Annotated in this window: 21 protein-coding genes; 9 read left to right on the forward strand and 12 right to left on the reverse strand. The window is 48.3% G+C overall.

What is annotated here, in order from left to right:
* Positions 1-103: 103 nt before the first annotated feature.
* Together C3B51_RS11030 and C3B51_RS11035 are read left to right on the forward strand one after the other, a co-directional pair.
* Positions 104-1,063, forward strand: coding sequence for a phosphotransferase (locus tag C3B51_RS11030; RefSeq protein WP_125718245.1), 960 nt, complete (start codon positions 104-106; stop codon positions 1,061-1,063).
* Complete coding sequence (locus tag C3B51_RS11035) at positions 1,057-1,872, forward strand: DMT family transporter (protein WP_125718243.1); 816 nt, start codon at positions 1,057-1,059, stop codon at positions 1,870-1,872. Before C3B51_RS11030 ends, C3B51_RS11035 begins: the two co-directional genes overlap by 7 nt.
* A 66-nt stretch (positions 1,873-1,938) precedes the next feature.
* On the opposite strand, the gene C3B51_RS11040 is transcribed toward C3B51_RS11035, so the two are convergent.
* Positions 1,939-3,582 (reverse strand): S8 family serine peptidase, encoded by a 1,644-nt coding sequence (locus C3B51_RS11040; protein ID WP_125718241.1) that lies wholly within the window; start codon positions 3,580-3,582, stop codon positions 1,939-1,941.
* Between the two features lie 189 nt (positions 3,583-3,771).
* Positions 3,772-4,824, reverse strand: coding sequence for an ABC transporter substrate-binding protein (locus C3B51_RS11045; RefSeq protein ID WP_130245074.1), 1,053 nt, complete (start codon positions 4,822-4,824; stop codon positions 3,772-3,774).
* 82 nt (positions 4,825-4,906) lie between these two features.
* Here C3B51_RS11045 and C3B51_RS11050 point away from each other — a divergent pair, with 82 nt between their 5' ends.
* Positions 4,907-5,302: a cytochrome b562 gene (locus tag C3B51_RS11050; protein WP_130245075.1), complete on the forward strand. Its 396-nt coding sequence runs from the start codon at positions 4,907-4,909 to the stop codon at positions 5,300-5,302.
* A 67-nt stretch (positions 5,303-5,369) separates the two neighbouring features.
* Here C3B51_RS11050 and C3B51_RS11055 read toward each other — a convergent pair whose 3' ends face one another.
* The gene (locus C3B51_RS11055; RefSeq protein ID WP_130245076.1) at positions 5,370-7,217 is read right to left on the reverse strand and encodes a TonB-dependent receptor; all 1,848 of its coding nucleotides are present in this window, start codon (positions 7,215-7,217) and stop codon (positions 5,370-5,372) included.
* 253 nt (positions 7,218-7,470) lie between these two features.
* Here C3B51_RS11055 and C3B51_RS11060 point away from each other — a divergent pair, with 253 nt between their 5' ends.
* Together C3B51_RS11060 and C3B51_RS11065 are read left to right on the forward strand one after the other, a co-directional pair.
* Positions 7,471-10,887: a rhombosortase-dependent cadherin domain-containing protein gene (locus C3B51_RS11060; protein WP_130245077.1), complete on the forward strand. Its 3,417-nt coding sequence runs from the start codon at positions 7,471-7,473 to the stop codon at positions 10,885-10,887.
* A 221-nt stretch (positions 10,888-11,108) separates the two neighbouring features.
* Positions 11,109-11,366 (forward strand): hypothetical protein, encoded by a 258-nt coding sequence (locus C3B51_RS11065; protein ID WP_125718392.1) that lies wholly within the window; start codon positions 11,109-11,111, stop codon positions 11,364-11,366.
* A gap of 51 nt (positions 11,367-11,417) precedes the next feature.
* On the opposite strand, the gene C3B51_RS11070 is transcribed toward C3B51_RS11065, so the two are convergent.
* Positions 11,418-12,071, reverse strand: coding sequence for a DUF6058 family natural product biosynthesis protein (locus C3B51_RS11070; protein WP_130245078.1), 654 nt, complete (start codon positions 12,069-12,071; stop codon positions 11,418-11,420).
* Between the two features lie 153 nt (positions 12,072-12,224).
* Here C3B51_RS11070 and dapA point away from each other — a divergent pair, with 153 nt between their 5' ends.
* The gene (dapA, locus tag C3B51_RS11075) at positions 12,225-13,139 is read left to right on the forward strand and encodes a 4-hydroxy-tetrahydrodipicolinate synthase (protein ID WP_130245079.1); all 915 of its coding nucleotides are present in this window, start codon (positions 12,225-12,227) and stop codon (positions 13,137-13,139) included.
* A 75-nt stretch (positions 13,140-13,214) separates the two neighbouring features.
* Entirely contained in the window at positions 13,215-14,513 is a 1,299-nt protein-coding gene (locus tag C3B51_RS11080) for a DEAD/DEAH box helicase (RefSeq protein WP_130245080.1), read from the forward strand.
* A gap of 41 nt (positions 14,514-14,554) precedes the next feature.
* On the opposite strand, the gene C3B51_RS11085 is transcribed toward C3B51_RS11080, so the two are convergent.
* The 3 genes from C3B51_RS11085 to C3B51_RS11095 all read right to left on the reverse strand — a co-directional run bounded on the left by C3B51_RS11085 (position 14,555) and on the right by C3B51_RS11095 (position 17,340).
* Positions 14,555-15,190 carry a glutathione S-transferase family protein gene (locus C3B51_RS11085; protein ID WP_130245081.1) on the reverse strand — a complete coding sequence of 212 codons (636 nt, stop codon included), beginning with the start codon at positions 15,188-15,190 and terminating at the stop codon, positions 14,555-14,557.
* Between the two features lie 143 nt (positions 15,191-15,333).
* Complete coding sequence (locus tag C3B51_RS11090) at positions 15,334-16,935, reverse strand: AbgT family transporter (protein WP_125718223.1); 1,602 nt, start codon at positions 16,933-16,935, stop codon at positions 15,334-15,336.
* 132 nt (positions 16,936-17,067) lie between these two features.
* Positions 17,068-17,340, reverse strand: a complete 273-nt coding sequence (locus tag C3B51_RS11095) for a DUF3081 domain-containing protein (RefSeq protein WP_125718221.1) — start codon at positions 17,338-17,340, stop codon at positions 17,068-17,070.
* A gap of 147 nt (positions 17,341-17,487) precedes the next feature.
* On the opposite strand from C3B51_RS11095, the gene C3B51_RS11100 reads away from it, so the two are divergent.
* A complete protein-coding gene (locus tag C3B51_RS11100; protein ID WP_206076628.1) occupies positions 17,488-18,429 on the forward strand; it encodes a ribonuclease Z in 942 nt (313 codons plus the stop codon).
* Here C3B51_RS11100 and C3B51_RS11105 read toward each other — a convergent pair.
* From C3B51_RS11105 to C3B51_RS11125, 5 genes are all read right to left on the reverse strand, one after another.
* Entirely contained in the window at positions 18,415-19,713 is a 1,299-nt protein-coding gene (locus C3B51_RS11105) for a DUF2252 family protein (RefSeq protein ID WP_130245082.1), read from the reverse strand. The genes C3B51_RS11100 and C3B51_RS11105 overlap by 15 nt on opposite strands.
* On the reverse strand, positions 19,713-20,546 hold the full coding sequence (locus C3B51_RS11110) for a polyphosphate kinase 2 family protein (RefSeq protein ID WP_130245083.1): 834 nt from the start codon (positions 20,544-20,546) through the stop codon (positions 19,713-19,715). Before C3B51_RS11110 ends, C3B51_RS11105 begins: the two co-directional genes overlap by 1 nt.
* A 270-nt stretch (positions 20,547-20,816) precedes the next feature.
* The gene (locus C3B51_RS11115) at positions 20,817-21,620 is read right to left on the reverse strand and encodes a DUF1338 domain-containing protein (protein WP_046005270.1); all 804 of its coding nucleotides are present in this window, start codon (positions 21,618-21,620) and stop codon (positions 20,817-20,819) included.
* Between the two features lie 128 nt (positions 21,621-21,748).
* Entirely contained in the window at positions 21,749-22,783 is a 1,035-nt protein-coding gene (gene astA / locus C3B51_RS11120) for an arginine N-succinyltransferase (protein ID WP_130245084.1), read from the reverse strand.
* 33 nt (positions 22,784-22,816) lie between these two features.
* Entirely contained in the window at positions 22,817-24,022 is a 1,206-nt protein-coding gene (locus C3B51_RS11125; protein ID WP_130245085.1) for an aspartate aminotransferase family protein, read from the reverse strand.
* Positions 24,023-24,198: 176 nt separating this feature from the next.
* Here C3B51_RS11125 and C3B51_RS11130 point away from each other — a divergent pair, with 176 nt between their 5' ends.
* Positions 24,199-24,627: an Lrp/AsnC family transcriptional regulator gene (locus C3B51_RS11130; RefSeq protein ID WP_130245086.1), complete on the forward strand. Its 429-nt coding sequence runs from the start codon at positions 24,199-24,201 to the stop codon at positions 24,625-24,627.
* The last annotated feature ends 10 nt before the right edge of the window (positions 24,628-24,637 follow it).

The raw sequence follows: 24,637 nt of genomic DNA on the forward strand, positions 1-24,637 counted from the left end.
TTTTTGTTTCTATGTATTTCGTTGTGGCTGGGTAGACAAAGGCAGACATGTTACACTGTTAAAAGCATAACTGTTCAATGTCACAAAGATTTGAGGGAGCGCTATGTCAACTACCGCATTGATTTCCCATGTCCTGGCCATGCTGCCTGAACCACAACACAGCCAGGCGCTGTGGAGTGGATGTGGTCACATTTATAAGTTCACATATCAGGACTCAGCGCTCGTTGCCAAAGTAGCGGCAGTACCAGAGCAACTGACACATCGTCATATCACTCAAAGCCAGCATTCATTGCGTCGCAAATACCTGTCTTATCTCAAGGAGCTTAACTTTTATCGTCAAACTGCCAGGCACTATGCCCATGCTTGCTCTTTGCCTGAGGTGAAGGCGCTGGCCCAGCAGGACGACGTGTTTATTTGTGTGTTTGCAGACTTTGAAGCTCAGGGGTATCACAATGTCAGGAAAGCAGACACCGAACAAGTTGAGCAGATGCTACAATGGCTTGCAAAATTTCATGCTGTCGGTCTTGTTTCACCGGCTTTGACAGACATTGATGTACAAGGGAACTACTGGCACCTGGATACCCGCCCGGATGAATATGCGCGTATGGCTTCAGGTCAGTTAAAACACTATGCGTCCGAGATAGATCATCAGTTGAAGATATGTGCCTTCCAGACCTGCATTCATGGTGATGCAAAACTGGCCAACTTTGCTTTTTCCGGCAAAGGTGCACTGGGTTACGATTTTCAGCATATTGGCAAAGGCATCGGCATCAGTGACGTCATGTTGCTGCTGACCAGTTTATACAGTGATCCGCAACTGGAAATGCATGCACAAACGTGCCTTGACCAATATTTTAAATTTTTGAATAAGGCACTGAGCACACACTGGCCAGAGACAAAAATTAACGCCCTTGAAAAGAGCTGGCGTCTGCTATGGTCATTTGTCTGGGCTGATTTTCAGCGTTTCTTACTGGGTTGGAAGCCCGATCATCCAAAGCTCACATCCTACATGTTACGTCAGAGTGAATTGTGCCTGAAGCAACTCGGTGAGCCACTATGCTGAGTGCACTTTTGAGTGCGTTGTGCTGGGCGTGCTTTGATTTTCTGCGTAAACAACTGGCGCAGGACTTTAGTGCGCCTCTGATGTCCGTTATGTTCAGCTTGTTGGTATTGCCCGGATACCTGATTTACTGGGGGTGGCTGCAAGCGCCGTTGCCAGAGGCTGGTTACTTTGTACCGGGCACAGTCAGTGGCCTGCTTGCTGCGATAGGTAGTGTATGTTTTATTCGTGGCCTGGCCGTGGGTAAGATTGCTGTGATGTTGCCTTTGTTGTCTATTACACCTGTGGTGTCTGGTGCTTTCGCCTGGTTGTGGTTAGGTGAGGCGCTTGGAGAGGCGCAAATTATAGCGCTCGGCGCCATTACTTTAGGCTCTTTTATCCTGCAAGGGGGGAGGCTGGCAATTCGCGAACAAGGCGCCGGCTATGTGTTGATAACCGCGCTGTGCTGGGGGATGTGTATCGTGTTTGATAAACAGGCCTTGCAATATAGCGAAGTCAGCTTTCATTTGATTTATCTGACGGCGTCTGTGGTGCTGATCAACGGTATGGTATTTAAACCTACCTTATCGGTTAAGCGACTATCGAGTGCGAAGTGGTTGTGGGCGTGTGCGGCGCTGGCCTTTGCGGTGGCTGTGTTATGTCAGTTATTCGCTTTGCAACAGTTGCAGCCGGGGGTGATGGAAGCTATCAAGCGAGCAATTGGTATTTCCAGTGCGGCATTGCTGGGTGTCTATTTTTACAAGGAAAGGCTAAAAGGTTACCAATGGTTTAGTATTACTGTCATTCTGGCAGGGACACTCTCTTTGTATTAAAGGAGCAAGCATTTTGCTTGCTCCCGATGCGACAACCTCATCCCTGAGCGCTGTCTTGATACTGGTTTATTTACATTGTGCGCCTTTGCGCCATACATTGCTGAAGATATCTGGGCGTGCACCTAGTGACCACCAGGTCGCCTGATACTCATAGCCGCTGTACGATACTTTGTCGCCAGTGCTGTAATAAGTACCTGCATTCCAGGCTTCTACACCACTACAACCGCCGCCGTTGCTACCATCTGTAACCGTAACATTAAGACTTTTCGACGCGGTTTTGTTGTTTGCGCCTGTCACTGTCAGGGTAACATTATAGGTACCGGCTTGTGCGTAAGTGTGGCTTGGGCTGGTTTGAGCGCTGGTGTTACCATCACCGAAGTTCCAGCTGTAAGTACCTGAGCTAGACTTGTTGCTAAACTGCACACTCAGACCATTTGGTGTGGCGCTGAAGTCTGCAACTAAAACCGGCTGGTCGCTACATCCGGCGTTAACCAGGTAATCATAGGCGGCTTTTGCCTGTACGATACCATGACCATAGTAGTTATCGCGTCCGGCCGAGCCCTTGTCTTTTGCTGTCGCGTTCAGGGCAGAACGGATCTGAGCAGCGCTACATTGCGGGAAGTTACTCCAAACCAGTGCCGCTACGCCAGATACATGGGGAGTTGCCATTGACGTACCACTGATGCTCTTGTAGCGGTTGTCATTCCATGTCGAGTTAACGCCTACGCCTGGGCCGGCAATTTCTACCTGACTATTGTATTGTGAGAAAGAGGCGACGCGCTCAGAGCTGTCTACGGCTGCGACGGATACCACAGCGTCATAAGATGCCGGATAGCTGAAAGCGCTGTTGGAGCCATTACCTGCAGCTGCAATGTGGAGCATACCGCGCTGTGCACTTGATGCAAATGCGTTACGCTCTGCACTTGAGCTGCCACTGCCACCTAAACTCATGCTGGTCACATCTGCACCAGCTGCTTCACATTGCTCAATCGCCTTGATCAGATCTGAGCCATATGCCCAGCGGCCCTGGTCGTTGAAGACCTTAACGATATGTAAACCAAGCTGACCTGATGGGTTGACGCCTACCACACCTTGTCCGTTGCCACCAAGGGCCGCAATGGTACCGGCTACGTGCGTACCGTGTCCGTTGCCGTCCTGATACCAGTTACCTGTGTCGTTTGATCCATGACCGTCGTTGCCGGTAATACCTGTGCTGGGAAGGTCAGGGTGGCCGCGTGTATAACCTGTGTCCATGATACACACTTTTTTGTTACCCGCGCTGGCATCGCTGACCAGGTTTGCCTGCACCATGTTAATGCCGTATGGAACTGATTCTGCATAAGGTACAACTGATTCGCTGATCACCTCTGGCAAATAGCGCTTAGGGTCGACTTCAATAGACTCAATACTGCCACTTGCTTCCAGTTCAGTGAGTTGTTCAGGAGTTAGCTCCATGACAACAGCATTGACACTGGGCAGGGTTTCGATAGCTTGCGCATTCGCTTGAGTAGCAACGCTGGCAAGCTCCTGTGCTTTGAACTGAGCAAGTTCAGCCTCAGAGACGCGCATCGGCAACGTGTTGGCGACTGCTGAATCTTTAACTGTGACAATGACGCGCTGCGTCTCTGCGGCTTGTGCTGTACCGAGTGCAGCTGTGACGCCCAGAGCGAGCAATGAGTACTTTACGCTTGTTAGAACTTTGGTTTTCATAATTTTACCTATATTACATGTTGTTAACCCTTATAACTAAAACAGGGAATGTCAGCGCTGTCAATAATGAAAAAATAAGGAAAATCGCGCTGTGCAAAATTTATACTTCGCGGGCGGGTTTTGTAGATTGATGTTTGTTGCAAATGCAACTTATATGGTATTTTATTTTTCAGAAGGCGGATAAAAAAATTAAAATTTTAATTGCTGATTCAGTGTCTTAATACTGTAACTTTGGTCGCCTGTCGTGAACTGTTTAAAGTCAATCTTGTTCAAGCCAGTGCCATGGATAGCCTGGTATAAAGGTCTGAAATTTTCAGAATATGGCTGAAAAATAGCAATTTTTTGCTCGCCGATAGCACTGATCTTGCGGTTTTGGAATTTTCTAATCTCTGTCAGTAAATAGCCACCCAACAGCACATGACCGCCCAGTGAAATATCAATGACATTTTCATGACCCTGATCCCAATTAATGCCGCCGATATGTAATTGATCTCTGAGTTTAAGATCAGTGGCGGCACGTGCTGCGCCAGTTGCGATTGCATCGTTTGCGCACCAGATCAGACGTGTGTCAGGAAACCTTTGTAACAGCCCTCTGGCCAATTCGTAGGCATTTTGTTCGGACCATTGGGCATCGACTCGCTCAACCAAGTTTACGCCATAAGTGCGGTTGGTGTAGCCAAGCAGGCCCTGTTCGCGTTCAATTGCGGCATTGGTAGCGACATCACCGAGCAGCGCCAGCATGACATGTCTGTCTGTGGTTTGTCTGTTGCCCTCGGGTAGAGATTCATGGAGCAATTTTGCAAGTATCCTGCCGGCCTGGTAATTATCCGGCGTAACTGAGCCAAGCACACCAATCCCCTTAGCTGCAATGCGCTTAAGTGCGAGTTTATCCGGGCTGTTGAGTAGAAATGCTATTCGCTTGTGCTCTCCCGGAACCGTTAATAAAGCATCCGTTATCACGCCTTTTTCATCCACCAGGATCAAGTAATCGGCAGGGGAGTTGAGTGCTTGCTGCGCCAGCTTTTTCATATCAATATGATTTCTCTCGGCGTACAGGGTAGTGAGCTCAATGTCTAGGTCTTGTGCGGCGGCCTCCATGACCTTTGTGACGTTATGCCAGAATGCGCCTGTTGGATTTGCTTGTCTATTACCCGGGTTGACAAAGGTGACAGAGATGGATTGTGCAAAGCCTGTAAAAGTAACGAAGAGCAGCAGTACAACGGGCGTGATTATTTGTTTCATTGTGCTCCTCAATGACAGGTCGAACAGTTTTTTTGTTGCACTTTAACTTATATACTAGCCCATTCTTGTTAGAGGGGGAAAAATGAGACGCTTGATAATATTTCTTTTTTCTGTGTGTTTTGCCCAGGTGGTAAGCGCGCAGCAGGGCCAGGATCTGAACCAGACCATGAAAAACATGGGACATGCATATAAACAAGCAATGGAAGCCCAACAAGCGGAAGAGGTCAACAGGCATCTGGACACCATGCTATCGTTGCTCCAACAGAGTAAACAACATCAATTTAAAGCGGATGTAAAATCACAATCGCTGCAAGGGCTGGACAAAGTGTCTGAGATCATCCGTGAGGCACAAAGCTTAGTTAAGCAGGCACAAATACAGCAGGCCAAACAATTGCTCAAGCAGGTAGATGAATTGAGAAAAGAGTACCACGAGCTACACGAACCGCCGGGTTTCTGGGAGCTATTATTCGGCAAATAGCAAGCCTTAAGGGCCTTGCTCAAGTTGGAGAATGGTGTGTGATAACACCATTCTCCGTCGTCAGTGGTTAGATGCTCCAGCTGACATCAAATTTGATAGTACGCTCGGTATGAAACGGCGCATCTTCGTCTGCAGTCGTTCTGTATAGGCGGTTGAACAGATTTAACACGCCCGCACGCAGCGTCCAGTGCTCATCCACAAACCAGTTCAGATTGAGGTCTACCACAAGGCTTTTGTCCAGATCTGTTTCACCTGAGCCCGGCTGATGCTTTGCCAGCTGATAGTTGAGTGCACTTTTAAATTCAAATGACTGCCATGCATAGTGACCAGATATACTCAACTTGCGCGGGGCGATATCCGACAAATATTCACCTGTGTCACTTTTGCCCTTCTGATGTGTGTATCCCAGTGTATAAGACAGTGCATCGCTTAGCTCAATTTGGGTTGATATTTCAGCGCCAGAAATGCTTGCCTGATCGAGATTAAGATAGGTTCTGTCACCTGATGCCAGCTTCACACGCTCTATGTAGTCATCCAGGCGCGTATGGAACACATTCAGGGTAGTTTTGGCTAGTTGGCTGTCAATGCGGTAGGTCAGTTCCAGCCCCTGACTGGTTTCCGGGTCAAGTTGCGGGTTGCCTAGTGTGTTGCCTCGCGGCGTGACCCCATTAAAGTACAGCTCTGTCAGAGTTGGAAATCTGAATGCATTGGCATAGTTGAGCGATATGCTGTGCGCCTGCCACTGCCTGGTCAAACCAAGGCTATGACTGAGGTGATTGTCGGATTTACTGACCCCAAAGTTGCTGGCCGTGAAGTGATCAAAGCGAGCGCCAAAATCTGCTCGCCAGCTTTGCTTCTCCCAGATACCGTTGATAAACGCTGCAAAGTTATCTTGTTGTCCATCCAGCAAAGTATTGTAAGCCGGATCGGCAGTCACTTTGAAGTTCGTTTCCTGATCGGTGATAGAAACGCCGCGCCTGGCTGTCCAATCAAGGCCTGCGCGCATTGGCAGTTTATTCCAGCTAAATTCGTGGTACAGGTTTGCGCCAAGCGTGTGCGATTGATATTCTGTCAGGTTTTGTCTTTTGCCTATGCGCAGCACGTCACTGTCCCAGTTTTGGTAATGATGAAAAACATTAACCAGCCACTGCTTAGATTTGACGGACACTTGTGCCAGGCTGTGCAAGTCTTCCGGGTACATTGCTATTTGACTTTCAGGATAAGTGACACTGTTTTTTCCAACGTCTTTACTAACTGAAGGGAGCCACGACATATTCAGTTCAATGTCATCTGCCAGTTGGTGTTTGTACCTGACGCTGGAAGAAAATTGCTCAAAGCCATTGTTAAGCCGATCGCCATTGGGGGCATGGCTGCGGTCTTTCTTTCGGTATGCAAATGCCAGGTTGTAGTTTTCTTCACCTGTGATGGCAAGGATACGTCGCCCATTGCCTGTGTCTTCGACACCCAGTTCCAGTGTATCTTGCTCACCCTGAACTGAGTTCATCGCTATGACGCCGCCGATGGCCTCAGAGCCGTATAGCATAGCTGCCGGCCCTTTTTGCACACTGGCCAGTTGCAACAAACCTGGGTCGATGAATGAGGCCGAGTTACCTGCGCGTCGGTCAGTTAGCAGGACAATACCATTGACTTCAGTTCTTACCCGCCAGCGACTCAGGCCTCGGATGCTATAGCTCTGATAGAGCCCTCCCTGACCATTCAGAGAGACGCCTGGGACCTGAACAACCCAATCTGCAATGGTATTGCTCGCACCGTGTAAATCGTCCTTGCTAATATGTTCAATGTTAACGTTTGTAAATGGCTCTGAGGCAAGTAAATTTTTACCGCCAATGACTTCAATTGTTTCAATGGCGCTGCCTTGCGCCGCGATCGTGGATAAAAGTAAAAACTGGATCATGTACTGCTAACCCTAAATTATCTGCTTTGGCTCGTTAAGAAATCATTCATGTTTGATGATTTTCTGTTATTGTTACAGTTAAATGTACCTTTAATTGATAATGGGGTTAAGGGAAATGCGGTGAAATGACATTGTTTGTAACTTCTTGCATTTGTGCTTAACTTTGTTGACGTTTTTAAATCGGTAAATAGTTCTTGAGACGCTATTTCCTTACATTCAATTAAAATTATAACTACTCTAAGAAGGGATAAATATGAAACTCTTACATCCTGTGAGCCTCGCTGTTGCAGTAGCGCTTGGCGGTGCCAGCTATCTGGCGTATCACAATGCGCAACCTAACATGTATGAGCAAAAGGCAGATTACCTGGCTGCCAAGGCCGAGAAAAAAGCCAATTCACCAAAGCGTTATGATAAGCCTAAAGAAGCGCAAGAGTTTTATATTGCACAACGTCTACCCAAAGGCGTGGAAACACTGCCGACAGAGAAATACTCTAAAGCATTGGCACACATTAAAACGATGCAGCACTACTCATTGGCTGATAGCAAAATCGTTTTTGATTACACACCGCGTATGAACTCTGTTGATGGCATCAACCGTGAGCTGGGCCAGTGGAAAGAGCTGGGACCTGGCAATATCGGTGGCCGAACAAGAGCATTGATAATCCACCCAACAGAGCATGACACTATGTACGCCGCGGGCGTTGCCGGTGGCGTGTGGAAAACCACCGATGCAGGTAAATCATGGCAGCCAATGAGCGATTTGGCGACTAACCTGGCGGTTACCACGTTGACATTTGCGCCGAATGACCCGAATACCATCTATGCCGGAACGGGTGAGGGTTTCTTTAACGCGGACGCCATGCGCGGAGATGGTATTTTTAAATCAACAGATGGCGGCGCAACCTGGGAGCAGCTTGAGGCAACCGCAGGCAATGAGCTATTCCACTATACAAACAAGATTGTATTTAGCAAAAACGATCCCGCTATCCTTTATGCTGCAACGCGCGGCGGTGTACAGCGCTCAAAAGACAATGGTGCAAGCTGGGAGACCGTGTTTGTTGCAAAAGGGGCTTCTGTTGGGTGTACCGATCTGACTCTGGTTGACGATGGTGATAAAGATGTATTGGTTACTGCGTGTGGCTCGTTTGATACGGGCGGCATCCACCGCAGTGCAGACGGCGGTGATAACTGGGATTCGGTATTGGTAGCTCCAAAACAGGGTCGCTCTACCATCGCTGTGGCACCGTCTGACAACAACGTCATGTACGCCTTGCTGGCTAACATCGATGATCATGGTATGGAAGCCGTCTATAAATCGGAAGATATGGGTTTGACCTGGACTGCGACAGTTACCCGTGACTCAGCAGATGAATTTAGCCGACTGCTACTGAGTAACACGGTATATGGTTTATTCCCTCAATGTGGTTATGGTCCTGAACCTCAGTTTTATAACCAGGGCTGGTATGACAACATTATTGCTGTTGACCCCGTGAATCCTGACGTAGTCTGGACGGGTGGTATTGATACGTTCCGCTCAGATGACGGTGGTAAAACGTTCGTACCAACCAGTATTTGGTGGTTTGATATGGACCATGAGCTGTATGCTCACGCTGACCAACACACTATCGTTTTCCACCCTGCGTATGATGGTGTGAATAACACAACGATGTTTGTTGGTAACGACGGTGGTATTCAACGAACTGACAATGCGATGGGTGAACGCCTAGACCTTGAACAGGTATGTGGTGCCAGCGATGATCCTGCAGGCAAGATAAACTGGCAAACGCTTAACAATGGTTATGCGGTAACGCAATTCTACCATGGTACTGTTATGCCAGATGGCACCGCTTACTTTGGCGGTACTCAGGACAATGGTACTTTGCTGGGTGAAGATGGCGGATTTAATGAATGGCGTGAAATCACTGGGGGTGACGGCGGCTGGACAGCGGTTGATCCAACTAACCCAGACGTTATGTTCTCTGAGTATACCGGCCTGTCGTTACAGAAATCGACAGACGGTGGTGTGACATTTGCTGATGCTTTCAATGGTATTACAGGGGATGGCTTCCCGTTCATTACTCGTTTCGAAATGGCACCATCTAACCCACAAGTTCTGTGGATAGGCGGTAATCAGCTTTGGCGTACAACTGATCAAGCCGAAAACTGGGTAGCAGGCAGCCCTGTATTAGATAGCTCAGTGTATGCAATCGGTATTGCTCCGCAGGATGAAAACATTGTAGCGGCCGGTACACGCGAGGGTTATATTTACATTAATTACGCGGCTGGTGAAGCGGATGCAGAGCAACCTTGGCATAGCTTCAAAATTGGTGCTGAAGACGAACGTGCTACAATCAGCGCCATCGCATTTGACCCAACTGATGCGCAAATCGCTTACGCGACAGTTTCGACATTTGATCAGGCACATGTTTGGAAAACCACAGACGGCGGTAAGAGCTGGATGCCTATCGATAAAGATATTCCAAATGTACCTGCGACCTCGGTTGCGGTTGATCCAAACAACGCTCAGCGCGTCATTATCGGTACCGATTTAGGCGTATTCATTTCTACTGACGGTGGTGAAAACTGGTTCGCTGACGGTTCTGGCCTGGCTAACACCAATATTGCTAAAGTTGCATTCCACAATAATGAAGTCTTCGCTTTCACTCACGGACGCAGCGCCTATAAAGTGGCCTTGGCGAGTTTTGGTGATGCCGAGCTGAGCACGCAAGAGGATACAGAGTTAAATGTTGCCCCTGCTTTGGTAAGCCGCTTCACAGGAGCGACGTTTACAATGGTAGAGATCACAGAGCAGCCTGAGTCTGGTGCATTAATGCTAGACGGTGAAGCACTCGACTTGGGTGCTGTCGTTGAAGGAGATAACGTTGCTAAAGTCGTTTACATGCCAAATGTAGATTTCAACGGCGAAGATCACTTCAAAGTTGCGGGTAAAACAGCAGGTTCAGATGTCGCTGAAGAGGTGCCCGTGGACCTGACTGTCGAAGCTGTAAACGATGCACCGGTTTTCCAGGGGATAGAAGACATTTACTTAACTTTGGGTCAGAAATTTACTCTTGATTTCAAAGATAAGGTCACAGATATCGAAGGTGATCCGGTTACATTGTCTATGGAGACACAAGTCCCTGGATTTACATTCGAAGACGGTGTTTTCTCTGGGCAGGCATCAGAGTTGTTTAGCGGCGATGTAAGGTTGACAGCCTCTGATGGTGAACTTGAAACATCAATTAGTTTTGTAGTTGACATTGTTGACCTTACTGACCGTACACCGGTTATCGAGCAACAGCAAAGATTTGAGGTATTCGAAAATACTCCTGTAGGTACCACCATCGGTCAGCTGGCGTTCAGCGATCCGGATGCAGAGACATCACCTGTGGTTGCGTTCCACGTGTACGGTGATAATTCCTTCACTATCGATGCTGAGGGTAACATCATAGTTGCCAGAGAGCTGGATTTTGAATTTCAGGAACTCGCAGTACTGGGTGTTCAGGCGGAAGATAGCTTAGGTCATTTGTCTGAGCACACAACGGTTAATGTAAAGATTAAAGACCTTCGTGGTGATGACGATGATGATGATGACGGTGATGCAGGTTCATTCTCTTGGCTGGCATTGCTGAGCTTACCGCTAGCATTGCTTCGCAGAAGACGTAAATAGGCAAGAGCCGATTAAACAGAAGGCGAGTTGGTGAAAACTGACTCGCTTTTTTTATGTCTGTGCTTTGCAAAAAATTAAGAGAACTTGCGTTAATTTCTGCACTAAAGGTTACTTTTTATAACAAATTGTTGATAGATTGAGCGAACGGCATACAAAGCACTGGATATTCCGAACTAGGCTGATATAACTAGCTATGGATTGAGAAACAGGAATTCGTCATGATGGACAAAACACAACAATTGGATAATAGCGTCATCGCTGAATTACAAAATAAAGATCATTCAGAACAATTAAAACATTTGGATAATCTGAGCTGCACGCATGGCGATATTATCGAGCTACTAGCACAGTATCTTGCTTTGAGTGAGCAAGACGATGATAGCCAGTTTGATGCCTGGTACGATGCTTTGTGTCAGGACCAGCTCAGAGTATTGAAGGCGTTTGAAATCTTCAGAGCCCACTACGAGCAGGCCCATTAAATTATAACAGCCGATACAGAGAGGTTTTCAGACCTCTCTGCACAACCGTATTTAGCGAATAGACAAGTCGTATTTAGTTATCAGGCTCTCGATGTACTTGTAACGCATGGACATGGGTTTTTCGTGCTCCATGTGGTGGCTGAGCGCACGATTTAACAGTTTAAGTGCGCTAAGTAACTCAGCTCGGTGCTGCGCCGGGATATAGCTGGCAGTGCGGTCTTCGGTCAATGTGTCTACCAGCGCACGGCCCAAGTCTATATACACAATTTCTTCTATTAGCCCATTTTGACTAATTACACCATATTTACTGCACAGGAATTGTTGCCAGCTTTGTTGTATATGCTCAGGTAAGTCTTCATTAAAGCGGCTGTCCTGGCTTATCAGGCCCTGCTGCGCACATTTACTGAGCACTTGCACGTACTTTTGCTGAAACAACTCGTAAGCATGGGATGATTGCTCAACCTGATGCTTCAGGAGTAACTGACCCCATAGCTCAGCACCTCTTGGGTAGTAATCTGTATGCTCAACGCATTCATAGAGGCCCAGGTAAGAGCTGCACTTGATCTGGTTTTCCAGGCTATAACTGGCGTTAGGGAAAATACACATCTCCTGCCAATGCATAAGTTGATCGGGCGCAACGCCAAGTGCGCTACAGAGCTCGTCAGCGCTGAAAAAGTGTGTACTGAGGTGGTGTGTCAGACGCATAAATAAAACAACTGGTTATATATACAGTATTCTTATTCTGGCCGAATCAGCGTATTTAGGCAAGCTGTTTTATAAATTTTCCAATTGCCCCTCGGATCTGACTTTCATTTGTGTTAAAACTTAGCGCCAAATAACGAATCAAACGAAATTTGTATGCGCAACATAGAAACGATAAAAAAAGCCAGTTTAATTACGGCTATCAAAACTCCTTATGATTTACACGGCAATATTGACCTTGCCGGTTTTGACGCGCTTGTTGAAGCACAAATTGAGGCCGGCGTTGATGGGATTGTCGTCGGTGGCACGACAGGTGAAGGCCAGTTAATGAACTGGGAAGAGCACCTGATGCTGATTGCTCACAGTGTTAACCGGTTTTCCGACAAGTTGGTGATCGTCGGCAACACTGGCAGTAATAATACGCGTGAAGCGGTTAAGGCGACGGAATATGGCTTTGCGTCTGGTATGGATGCGGCACTGCAGATCAATCCATACTACGGCCGCACTTCCAAGGCTGGTCTGGCTGAGCATTTTGCACGCGTGCTGGAAATCGGCCCTGCGTTTATTTACAACGTACCTGGGCGGACAGGCCAGGATCTGACCCCGGAAATCATCGAACCTTTAGCGGGGCATACTAATTTTGTCGGTATGAAAGAGTGTGCCGGGCACGAGCGCATAGCCTATTATGAGCAAAAAGGCGTTGCCTGTTGGTCGGGTAATGACGACCAGGCCCATGACAGCCGCCACATTCATCAGTCTCACGGTGTTATTTCGGTCACTTCAAATCTGGTTCCACAGTTGTTTCGTGCATTGATGGATAGCCCAAATGAGTCGTTAAACGCACAATTGCAGCCGTTGATGAATTGGTTGTTTTGCGAACCCAACCCGATTGCAATCAACACGGCACTGGCCATGACAGGTGCTGCGTTACCTGTGTTTCGTTTGCCATACGTACCACTGTGTGAATCCCAGCAAAGAACGGGGGTTGAATTGATCAATCAGCTTAATGCTGACACAGTGGTTGGTGGTGTTGCCGATGTGATTAATCCTGCCGATGTTAAGCTATATTAACCACATGCAGGTGACACCGGGCAATTAAATAGCGTATAATCTGCGGCCCTTCATTATTGGTCGCAGGTTTTTGCAATGAATTTTAAGTCTTTCAGTTTTCCCGATGCCTTACTACAGGCGCTAGATGAATTAAATTTCCATACCCTGACACCGATACAGCAGGCAGCTATCCCCGTCGTCAGGCGCGGCCATGACGTGTTAGCAACTGCGCAAACCGGAACCGGAAAAACAGCGGCGTTTGCGCTGCCTGTGATCCACCGTTTGCTGGAGGGAGAATCACTGAAGTCGCCGCGCGCGCTGATCCTTGCGCCAACCAGAGAACTTGCAGAGCAAATAGCCAACAACTGTGAGGCGTTTTGCCAGTATACTCCACTGACCGTGCAGGCTGTGTACGGTGGTGTGAACGTTGAAGGGCAGACACAGCGTCTTGCTCAGGGCGTTGATATTCTGGTTGCCACACCAGGTCGATTGTTAGATTTGATCCGTTTGGGTTCTGTCAGCCTGGCACAGGTAAAGTACCTGGTGCTGGATGAAGCAGATCGTATGCTGGATATGGGCTTTATTGCAGATATGCAAAAGGTTATCGACATGGTCAGCGAAGACAGACAGTTACTGTTATTTTCTGCGACTTTCCCAACGGCAGTTAAACAATTTGCCAAGCAAGTACTGCGTGAGCCTAAATTAGTTCAGGCCGCGAAAGAAAACACCACCGCAGAAACCGTACGACACGTTGTTTATCCGGTTGAACAAAAGCGTAAGCAGGAGCTGCTGTCTGAGCTGATCGGCAAGAAAAACTGGTTGCAGGTCCTGGTTTTCGTCAATATGAAAGATGATGCTGATCAGCTGGTCAAAGAGCTGGAGCTTGATGGGATCAGTGCAACAGTCTGCCATGGTGATAAAAGCCAGGGTGCTCGTCGCAGGGCATTGCGTGAGTTTAAAGAGGGCAAGGTCAGAGTGCTGGTTGCCACTGAGGTTGCGGCCCGGGGTATTGATATTGACGGACTCCCTCGCGTAATCAACTACGATTTACCTTATCTTGCTGAGGACTATGTGCACCGTATTGGTCGTACCGGCCGTGCGGGGAACTCGGGTCAGGCAATTTCTTTTGTGGCACGAGAAGAAGAGCAGACTTTGCTACATATCGAAACTTTAATTGGCCAAAAAATAAAGCGCTATTATCTGCCGGGTTATGAGGTTGCCAGCCGCGAAAACCTGATTGAGAACCTGGCTAAGAAGCCGTCTCATCAGCGTCGTAAGGCGCGTACTAACCGTCCGAGTAATCAGGCCAGTGGTGAAGCGCGCGCCAAAAACCGCACTAAAATCAGTAACGTTCGTCAGAGGCTAAAAGGTGCTCAGCTAAAATTACAGAAGTAGATAATATCCTTCAGTCTGGCCCGACAGGCCAGACTGAACATTCAGCGATACATACCTAACTCTGTCCCTTCTTTTTTACATACTGCCTCAATTGCAGGATGCCTTGAAATACCACTTAAGTAACGTCCCAGATGCTCAAACTGCAGAGGCGGTTTGGCAAGCTCGTCGGCCCAGATACAGAGCATAAATAAATAGCAATCACAGACCGTGAACTGCTCACCAACCATATAGGTTTTATCTGCCAGATGTCTGTCGAGCAGGGTCAGCATATCTTGCACACGCGACTGTTGGGTTCTGACAATATCGTCATACATGAGTGCACTTTGCGTATGGCGCTCCGGATAAAAGTAGATCATCAGCTCTGCCTGAACTGTGGTCGTCAGATACATCAGCCACTGGTAAAATTCTGCTTTTTGTTTTGGCTCTGCTGGAATTAAATGGCCTTCGGGGTGCTTTTCACATAAGTAAAGACAAATAGCGGCACTTTCGAACAGAACAAACTCGTCATCAACTAAGGTTGGGATCCGTCCTGTGGGGTTGAGCTGTAAATATTGTGCCGACCGCTGCACATTTTTTTTTCTGTCGACCAGTTCAAGCTGGTAAGGGACCCTGAGGGCTTCAAGAACAAAGTGAGGCGCTAAACTCGCGTTTCGTGGATAGTAGAACAGTGTATACATGGTTAGCCTTAAATAGTTTATGTCGTAGGTTTAAACTCCTTTTCGGCGATTCCTATAGGACTGTAGGACAGCATCAACCATTAAACAAATGGAACCTTGCATATTCGCCAAAAAAAATGCCAGCTTGCGCTGGCATAATTTGACTAGGGCTGATAATAAATCGGGGAGTTTGGCCCGACCGGCAAGCCGAAACCGAATACCCAGATATAGAACAGCGCCACCCAGCCGATAAAGAAACACATACTGTAAGGCAGCATGGTCGCGACCAGAGTACCGATCCCCATGTCTTTTTTGTACTTGGTGGCCACCGCCAATATTAAACCAAAGTAACTCATCATCGGTGTGATCAGGTTAGTAACTGAGTCGCCAATTCGATATGCGGCCTGAATGGTTTCAGGTGCATAGCCGACCAACATCAGCATAGGCACGAAGATAGGCGCGGTAACCGCCCACTGCGCTGAAGATGAGCCCAGGCTCAGGTTCACAACCGCACACATCAAAATAAACAGAACAAAGACTTCCGGGCCTGTCAGGTTCAGCGCTTGTAACATCGCCGCACCGTTAATTGCCAAAATGGTACCCAGGTTGGTCCACTTAAAGAAGGCTACGAACTGAGCTGCAAAGAACACCAGCACTATGTACATACCCATTGAGCTCATGCTTTTACTCATGGCGTCGATAACGTCACGATCGTTACGCATAGTGCCGACAACTCGTCCATAGACGAAACCAGGAATTGCGAATGTCACGAAGATGAATACAACTATGCCTTTCAGGAAAGGAGAGCCGGCGACGGCGCCTGTTTCAGGATGACGCAGAATGCCGTTTTCAGGCACTATGGTTAATGCCAGTAAGGCTGATACCACAAGCAAAGCAACACCAGCCCACTTTAGGCCAGACTTTTCTTTGTCTGTCAGGTGTTCAATGTTGTTGCTGGACAGGTCAACGCTGGCTTCGTCCGGGTTGTATTTGCCAAGGCGAGGCTCAACAATGGCTTCTGTTACCCAGGTACCTACAATGGCAATCAGGAATACAGAGATCATCATGAAGTACCAGTTTGCCTCAGGACCAACCTGGTAGGTTGGGTCAATCATTTGCGCGGCGGGTGTCGTGATACCGGCAAGCAGCGGGTCTATGGTGCCCAGTAACAGGTTGGCACTGTAACCGCCAGATACCCCGGCAAAGGCTGCGGCAAGACCTGCAAGCGGGTGGCGGCCCAGGCTATGGAAAATCATGGCTGCGAGTGGGATCAGTACAACATAACCGAGCTCAGAAGCCGTGTTAGAAAGAATCGCCGCGAACACGACCATAAAGGTCACTAGCCGCTTAGATGCGCCCATAACCATACCGCGCATGGCCGCTGAAAGCATGCCTGAGTGTTCTGCTACACTCACACCCAATAGCGCAACCAGTACGGTCCCCAGTGGTGCAAAGCCCGTAAAGTTAGTAACGAGACCAGTGACGATACGCTGCAGACCTTCTGCGCTCATCAGGCTGACGACCTCGATCACACCGTCTGGCGCTCTGCCTTTTGCACCTTCCGGGCGCGGATCTATGGCACTGAGCCCCATCCAGTCCGCGATACCACTGAAAATGACAATGGCGATACAGAACATGGCAAACAGGGTGATAGGGTGGGGCAACATGTTGCCCAGAAACTCAACCGTTGCTAGAAAGCGGTTAAACAGGCCGCCTTGCTTTTGCTGGTTGGATTGATCAGCTGACGTCTCTACAGCATTCGACATAGCAAATTTCTCGATTATAAAAAATGCCGTTACTCTACCACCAATCGCGCATTTGTTTTATAGCTACGCGTTAATTTTGAAAGAATCTGAGACAAAATGAGTAAAACACCCACTTGTACCCAGGAATACAGGTTACTCTTTAGCCTCATTAGCCATTTGATAGATAAAGTTAAGCTTGTTAATAAAGTCCTCTTTGTTCTTTTCGTGTTGGTAATCCAGGTGATAGGTGTTGTGAAAACCAAACCTGAGTAACAAGGCGCTGCCTTCCAGGTAGATAGTGTAACCGTCCGGATCAGAGTAGGCTCGGATCCCTTCAAATAATTTGCCATTTTCATCGGCTTCACCGTGTTGCTGAATATACTCATAAACGGCGAGGATCTGGCGACTGTCGATATCGTTTTTCATTATCTGCTCCTGTTAATCTGCTTAGAGGTGCAATTTCCTTTAAACGGCTTGTAAATCAGTCCGTTTGGCACAAATCATCCGGACTAGTTCCACTGTAACGCAAGCTGTGGCAGGATCAATGGCTAAAGCCGTATTTTTGGAGTTGTTTTGCAAATACATTTTTTAGGGACCTCGTCGGGCAGCCCCAGTCTGAGCCGAAACATGTCTGCAACCGGGGTCAGTTTCGAAAAATCCAAATCCTGGCTGCTGGTGGATTGCGGCGAAGCCACTCAGCACCAGCTGCTTAAAGCGGACTTGTCTCCTTATCACCTGAGCGTGATTTGCATCTCTCATTTACATGGTGACCATTGTTATGGCCTGCCAGGTTTGCTGTCGTCAATGGCTATGTCGGGCCGAACTGATCCTGTTTACTTGATTGCGCCACAGGCTGTGGTTCAGTTTGTTATGTCGACCCTGGCACTGACTCAGGTCACCTTGCCTTTTGACCTACATACGATGGCCATAGAGCAAAGTGATCAGTTTATTTCTCTAGAGTTTTGCTATATCGAGATCATCCCTTTGAAGCACCGGGTGCCCAGTTTTGGATTCAAAATCACAGAGGCGCTTATTCCACGCAAACTGAGAATTAAACAGCTTCACAGTGAAGGCATAGCGAGCGGGCCGCATTACAACTTGCTGCAAAAAGGTCAGGATGTCATTTACCAGGGGCAACGGCTCGCGGCCGACACTTATGCGTTCCCCAGCTGGCGACCCAGAAGCGTGATTGTTTGCGGGGACAATGAAAAACCCTCGCTGCTGTCGTCATACTGCGACGATATAGATATGCTGGTGCACGAGGCGACATTTACTCACCCGGATCTGATACGGGTTGGCACCCATACCGGTCACAGCGACGCCAAACGGGTGGCGCAGTTTGCCCAGCAATATCAGATCCCTTCGCTCATACTGACTCACTTTAGTGTGCGTTATCATGGTGAGGGCATGCTTGACGTACTTGAGAAAGAAGCCAGAACACACTTTCACGGGAATTTGCGCCTGGCGTACGATTTTTTGGTTTTAACTGTGCCTAAACAGCTACTTTCTGAGTGAGCAGAAAAGTCCCCAGTCCTGTTCGACCTGGCTGGCATAAGCATTCGCAGCTTCAATCAGTTCATCTCTGGCCGCTGGCAAGACATCTGTAACGACCTGTTGAAACATCAACGAGCGGCGATCGCCACGCATGTGCGCATAGGCCAGCGCAGTAGCACAGGCCTCTGCGTACTGGCATAAGCCATCACGCTCGGCAGCGCGCTTGCCTAACACAATATGCTCAGGATCGATGCCAACCCGAGCATGATGACGCGAGCGTACCAGCCAGTGTGTGCCTTGCCATAGTGCATCATCTAAAACCAGATCGGGTCGGCGCTGCATTTTGCGCTGGCAATTAACGGTCAGGTGTGCATGATTTAGGCGGTTGGTTGGGCTCAGGTCGGTGAAATAATGTAACGGCGCGGCCAGTTGCTGTTGTTTGACTTCTACTATGTGATACAGCTCGGCAGAAGAGCAAAATTTAGGTCCAACCAGCAGGTAGTAACGTTTCAGGTTGTTAGACCCTGTTCCTGCATCCAGGCGCTCAACACAGTCGATTATCTCGTCATCGACATAGGGGCGGAAGTACTCAACCAAGGCATTGCTGAAATCTTCGTGTAAACGAACAAATTTTTCATCATCATCCTTAAACTGAAGCGGGGTGTTATTTAAGTCCACTTCTTTGGCCAGGCTACTCTTAAGGTTAAAGGCTGCGCCCCCGACCAGACGTTGTAAGCCCTTTTGCCAGCGTTTATGTAAAATATGCTCCTGAGCGAACTGAGTAAGGGCACTTTGGTTGTTGTTTTCTCCGCGTAACGACGCCTCACAGGTGGTCACATAGCGGTCGATGAAAATGCTCTGGGCCCGGTGAACCTGCGCCATGTCAGCCAGGGGCTTCTGCCGAAGCTTCATATCCTCACTGTTACTTTGCAACAAAGCACCTTCTTGTTGGGCCAGAGGCAGGCTGACTAAAAAACGTAGTAAGTCCCATACTGCGTGGCCGACGCAGGCATCATCAAAGTCGTTCGGCGAAAAAACCAAAGTGCCGCCGTGCGAGCCTTCTTCGCTTAAAAACCCAAAGTTACTGGCATGGCAGTCTCCGAGCACGTTAGTTAGTGGTAATTCAAACAGGGTTTTAGGCAATGAAATAGCCGCTTGCGCCAGATCCCGATACATCAAAGGGGCACTGCCGCGGAAAAAGCGAAATGCGCTGGAGGCCATCTTGCTGTGCTTAGCTAAGGTCATGCTGGGATGCGTCCCGTCATGATGATCAAAATATTGACCGAGTACATCTGCTCTTTCCATTAGTCCTTCCTCTTGTGTTTTATACCTAAATGCTCTTTTGCCAATCTGACCACGTTTGGGTCCACCGGTGGGGGAGTCGTGTCTACACCATCGCTGAGTGTTTTTACCAGGGTCTTGAGTACTTCGACCCGGGTATACCATTTATGCTCTCCAAGGACCAGATGCCAGGGGGCTTGCTGGGTATCGGTGCGGGCAAACATATCGTCTATGGCTTGTTCATAATCGTTGCGTCTGTTGCGGTTACGAATATCTTCTTCAGTCAGTTTCCAGCGCTTATAAGGGTTATTAAGGCGCTCTTCAAAGCGTTTCAGCTGCTCCTGAGCGCTGATATGCAAAAAGAGCTTCACCACCTTCACGTCGTCATCATGAAGCAGGCGCTCAAACTCGTTAATTTCCTGATAGGCCCGTTGCCATTCACTTTGTGTAGCGAACGCTTCTACGCGCTCTACCAACACGCGGCCGTAGTAGGAGCGGTCAAAGATGGTCAGGGTGCCAGCCTTTGGCAGCTTATTGTAAAAGCGATAGAGATAATGTCTGCCTTGTTCTTCATCTTTTGGCGCGCTGATGGGAAAAACCTGATAACCCCTTGGGTCCAGCCGTTCAGTGATGCGGCGAATAGCGCCCCCTTTGCCGGCCGCATCCCAGCCTTCAAAGATGATCAGCGCACGGCGGCCCTGGTGATAGTAGGCCTGCTGCACGTGCAACAGCTCGTTTTGCCAGTATTTCAGCGCCCGCCGATAGGCTTTTTTGTCATCCAGTGCCGGATGCTCCAGCGGTGCTTTGACCGTGATCTGGCGATTTAATAATACACTAAGCTTAGGTTCAATATTCACAACTCTACCTCGTTGGCAGTGATCACTGTCATGGTCGCGCTTGTTGCCAGCTTGATACCTCTACGCTAGCTCAGAACAATGACAGTTTTGTTAAGACTGTTTTGTGACAGTTGAAAACTTAACCGTCATTGCTTTTCAAAACAACCACAATGTTGCCCCATACTGACAGAGTTTTTGCTTTAAAGGGTTGATCTCGCCATAGAATCGATGCAATCAGGCAATAAAAAAGCAGCCGGATGGCTGCTTTGACAAGTTACTGTGATAGCGCGATTAGCGCGCGTTAGTACTTTCGAAAATCTTGTCGGCAGATGCTGCAACGAATCCTGTGTAGATTTCGCCATCTGGCTTGTTATAGCGCAGCGCAAACTCGTAGAAACAGCTTGGAATGCTGAACTCGCCATCGCTGAATGCCACAGCCTGATGGTCTGCGAGTGTTGATGATTGCTCAAGCAGCACTTCCGGTGAACCTTTGATTTCACCACCAGAGGCGTTCAGTTCAAATCCGGCGTCTTTCAGTGCCTGGTTAACGGCTTCGATGGTTTCAAAGTTACCCAGGTGGTTGATGCTCACTGTGAAGTGGTTAGCACGGTAGCCCCATGCTGCCATCCAGGCTGCGTATTCAGACTCGGCCAGTAATTGCTTGTAGGTTTCGTGGCTGACTTGCCAGTGCGTACCTGAGTACAGGAAGTTTTCCGCAGTAACGGCGCTCTCGTCGATTTGCTCAACCAGCTCGTTAACGATAGCTTGCAGTTCAGGTGAGCACTTTTCTACCAACAGCTCAGAAATGAACACTTTTGGTTTGGTCGGATCGCTGTGCTCAAAGTGCTTGGCATAGAGTTTTTTGGCTTCGAAGTGGTATTCACCGCACTCTGTATAGCCAACCGCTTTGAAATGCGCTGCCAGTTTTTCCAGGCCAATTTTTTCGTGGTTAAAGGTGCGCAGTGCAATATGATCGTTGATCACATCATCCTGTTGCGTAGAACCAAGTAGTTCGTGGACTTTAACAGCTGAAGGAGTAACTTCTAGGTAGTTATTCCATAGTTTTTCAAATAAGCTATCTACATTGTTGTGCATAATGACAATCCTTAAAATGGCGGCCCAGCCGCGTTAAATGTTACGACTAAGCACGACGCAAACTTTTAATTCGATTTTTACCAGGCGCTTAAGCGTTGTTGCTCAAAGCGACTGAGTTAATATGTTTGTTACAGGATAAACCCGCTTATCTCGTCGCCTTCAGACACTTGTAGTGCCGAGGCTATGTCTGCCGTCACTTTGAAAGCGGCGGTTTTACCACACCAGTTAACCTGAGTATCAAAGGTGGCTCTGAAATTCGCTAAACCACAATTAGAGACGGACCAGGTTTGCGCTTCGGTAAGGTTTAATTCTTCGGGCTTGACGATGCGCACAGCGCCACGTTTTGTTTCACGGACCGTTTTGATATTCTGCAGTCTCGACTCAACAGTCGGGCCTGCATCAAACAAGTCCACATAACCACGGTGTTCAAAACCTTCTTTTTCCAGTAGGCGCAGCGCAGGCTTGGTTTTTTCATGCACCTGGCCTATCACGGCTTGTGCTTTTTTGCTCAGTAAGTTGGCGTAAATTGGGTATTTAGGCATCAGCTCACTGATAAATACCTTATCGCCCAAACCAACTAAGTGATCTGCCTGAGGAAACTCAATACTGAAGAAATGTTCCTGCAACCACTGCCAGAAAGGGGAGTGTCCGTCTTCGTCGCTCACGCCGCGCATCTCCGCGATAACTGTGTCGCTAAAGCGGTCTGTGTGTAACGCCATAAAGTTAAAGCGCGAACGCGACAGGAAGCGGCCTGCCAGTCCCTTACGGAAGGGCTCTCTGAGAAACAAGGTACAGATCTCGGATGCGCCGGTGTAGTCATTACACATGCTCAGAATGTCGACCGTATTGTATACATTCAGGGTTCGAGAATGGTGTACCGTTTTGCCCAGGTGATAGTGATATAAAGGGGTTTGCATACCAACCGCAGCTTCAATTGCGGTGGTGCCTAAAATTTCGCCGCTGTCACTGTCTTCCAGTACAAATAGATAGCCTTCGTCCCGTGGCTGAACAACGGTTTTTGCAAAGCTTTGCTCTGAGCGCGCAATTTTACTGCTCAGCAAGTCGTCATCTACTGGCAATGAGGTAAACCCATGGCCCGATTCGATGGCGATGGTTTTGAGCGCCGCAAAGTCTTTTTCTGAAATGGGTCTGAGTACTTGCATAGTTTTAACAGGGCGCTTACGCGCCCCTCACTATTAACCGTTAACTACGTCTGCTACAGCCAGCTCAAAGCGAGCCAGACCGGCCTGGATATCTTCGTCAGGAATAACCAGAGAAGGAGTGAAGCGAACAACATTGGTACCTGCAACCAGGGCCATCAGGCCATGTTTACCACTTGCTACCAGGAAGTCACGAGCGCGACCGTTAAATTGTTCGTTTAACACGGCGCCAAGCAGTAACCCTTTACCACGTACTTCACTGAATACGTTGTACTTTTCGTTAATGGCAGCCAGTCCATCGCGGAACAATTGCTCCTTGCGCTTTACATCGGCCAGCAGTTGCGCGTCGTTAACAGTATCAAACGCAGCTTCGGCTACAGCACATGCCAGCGGGTTACCGCCATAAGTAGAGCCATGAGTACCAATTTTAAGGTGCTTAGCAATCTCTTTGGTTGTTAGCATTGCACCAATTGGGAAACCACCACCCAGCGCTTTTGCGGTCGTCAGGATATCTGGAGTCACGTTCAGACCCTGGTAAGCATAAAGGTCGCCAGTACGGCCAACGCCTGTTTGTACTTCGTCAAAGATCAGTAATGCGTTGTGCTTGTCACACAGCTCGCGCACGCCCTGAATAAATTCGTTTGTTGGAGGGATGATACCGCCTTCGCCCTGAAGGGGTTCCATCATCACTGCACAGGTCTTGTCAGAGATTAACTTGGCAAAGGTTTCCAGGTCGTTGTAATCAACGTGTGTTACATCCTGAGGCTTAGGACCGAAACCATCTGAGTATGCTGCCTGACCACCTACGGTCACAGTGAAAAAGGTTCTGCCATGGAAGCCTTTGTTGAAGGCAATGATCTGGGTCTTTTCTTCTGAGTAGTTATCAATGGCCCAGCGACGTGCCAGCTTGAGGGCTGCCTCGTTTGCTTCTGCGCCAGAGTTTGCAAAGTAAACTTGCTCGCCAAAGGTCGCATCTGTGAGTTTTTTTGCCAGGCGAAGGGCCGGCTCGTTGGTCATTACGTTAGACAGGTGCCAGATTTTCTCACCTTGCTCTTTCAGCGCGTTAACCAGAACTGGGTGACAATGACCCAGACAGTTTACGGCAATACCGCCAGCGAAGTCGATGTACTCGTCGCCTTTTTGGTCCCAAACACGTGAGCCCTTACCTTTAACCGGGATCACTTCAGACGGATTGTAGTTTGGTACCATTACCTCATTAAACAACTCGCGATTCACTTGCATGACGACTTCCTCTTATAAATCTTTACATCTTAGGGACAGAACCGGCTACTGACTGCAATAGACGATGTTACTTTCCCCGCTTTTTGTCATTATTACGCGTTGCGTTGTCAATTTGCAGTGCAAAAATAAATAAAATGATTAAAATAACAGTCAAAATGACGATTTAAGTTTTCACAATGATCCATTCACAAGACGAACGTTTACTTTCTGAGCTGAGGAAAAATGCCCGTGCCAGCATCTCTGAATTGGCCAGAACCCTGGATATGTCCAGAACAACGGTCCAAAGTCGGTTGCAAAAACTCGAACAAAGCGGGGTGATCCAGGGGTATAGTGTGGAGCTGGGCAGGCAGTATCAGGAATCTCAGGTTGCTGCGCATGTATCTATCAAGGTCCGGCAGAAGCTGACCGCACAAACCAATAATGCACTGAAGCAGATCAACAACATTTCAGCTTTGTATGCGATTAGTGGCGAATACGACATGATAGCAGAAGTAGAGGCGCAAAGCCTTGAGCAGCTCAGTCAGCTGCTCGATGATATTGGCAACCTGGAAGGGGTTGAGCGGACCACATCCTCGGTAATTTTAGAAACTAAGTTCAAACGCTGAACAGAGCTTG

The sequence above is a fragment of the Pseudoalteromonas rubra genome (assembly GCF_004212645.1).
Classification (GTDB): domain Bacteria; phylum Pseudomonadota; class Gammaproteobacteria; order Enterobacterales; family Alteromonadaceae; genus Pseudoalteromonas; species Pseudoalteromonas rubra_G.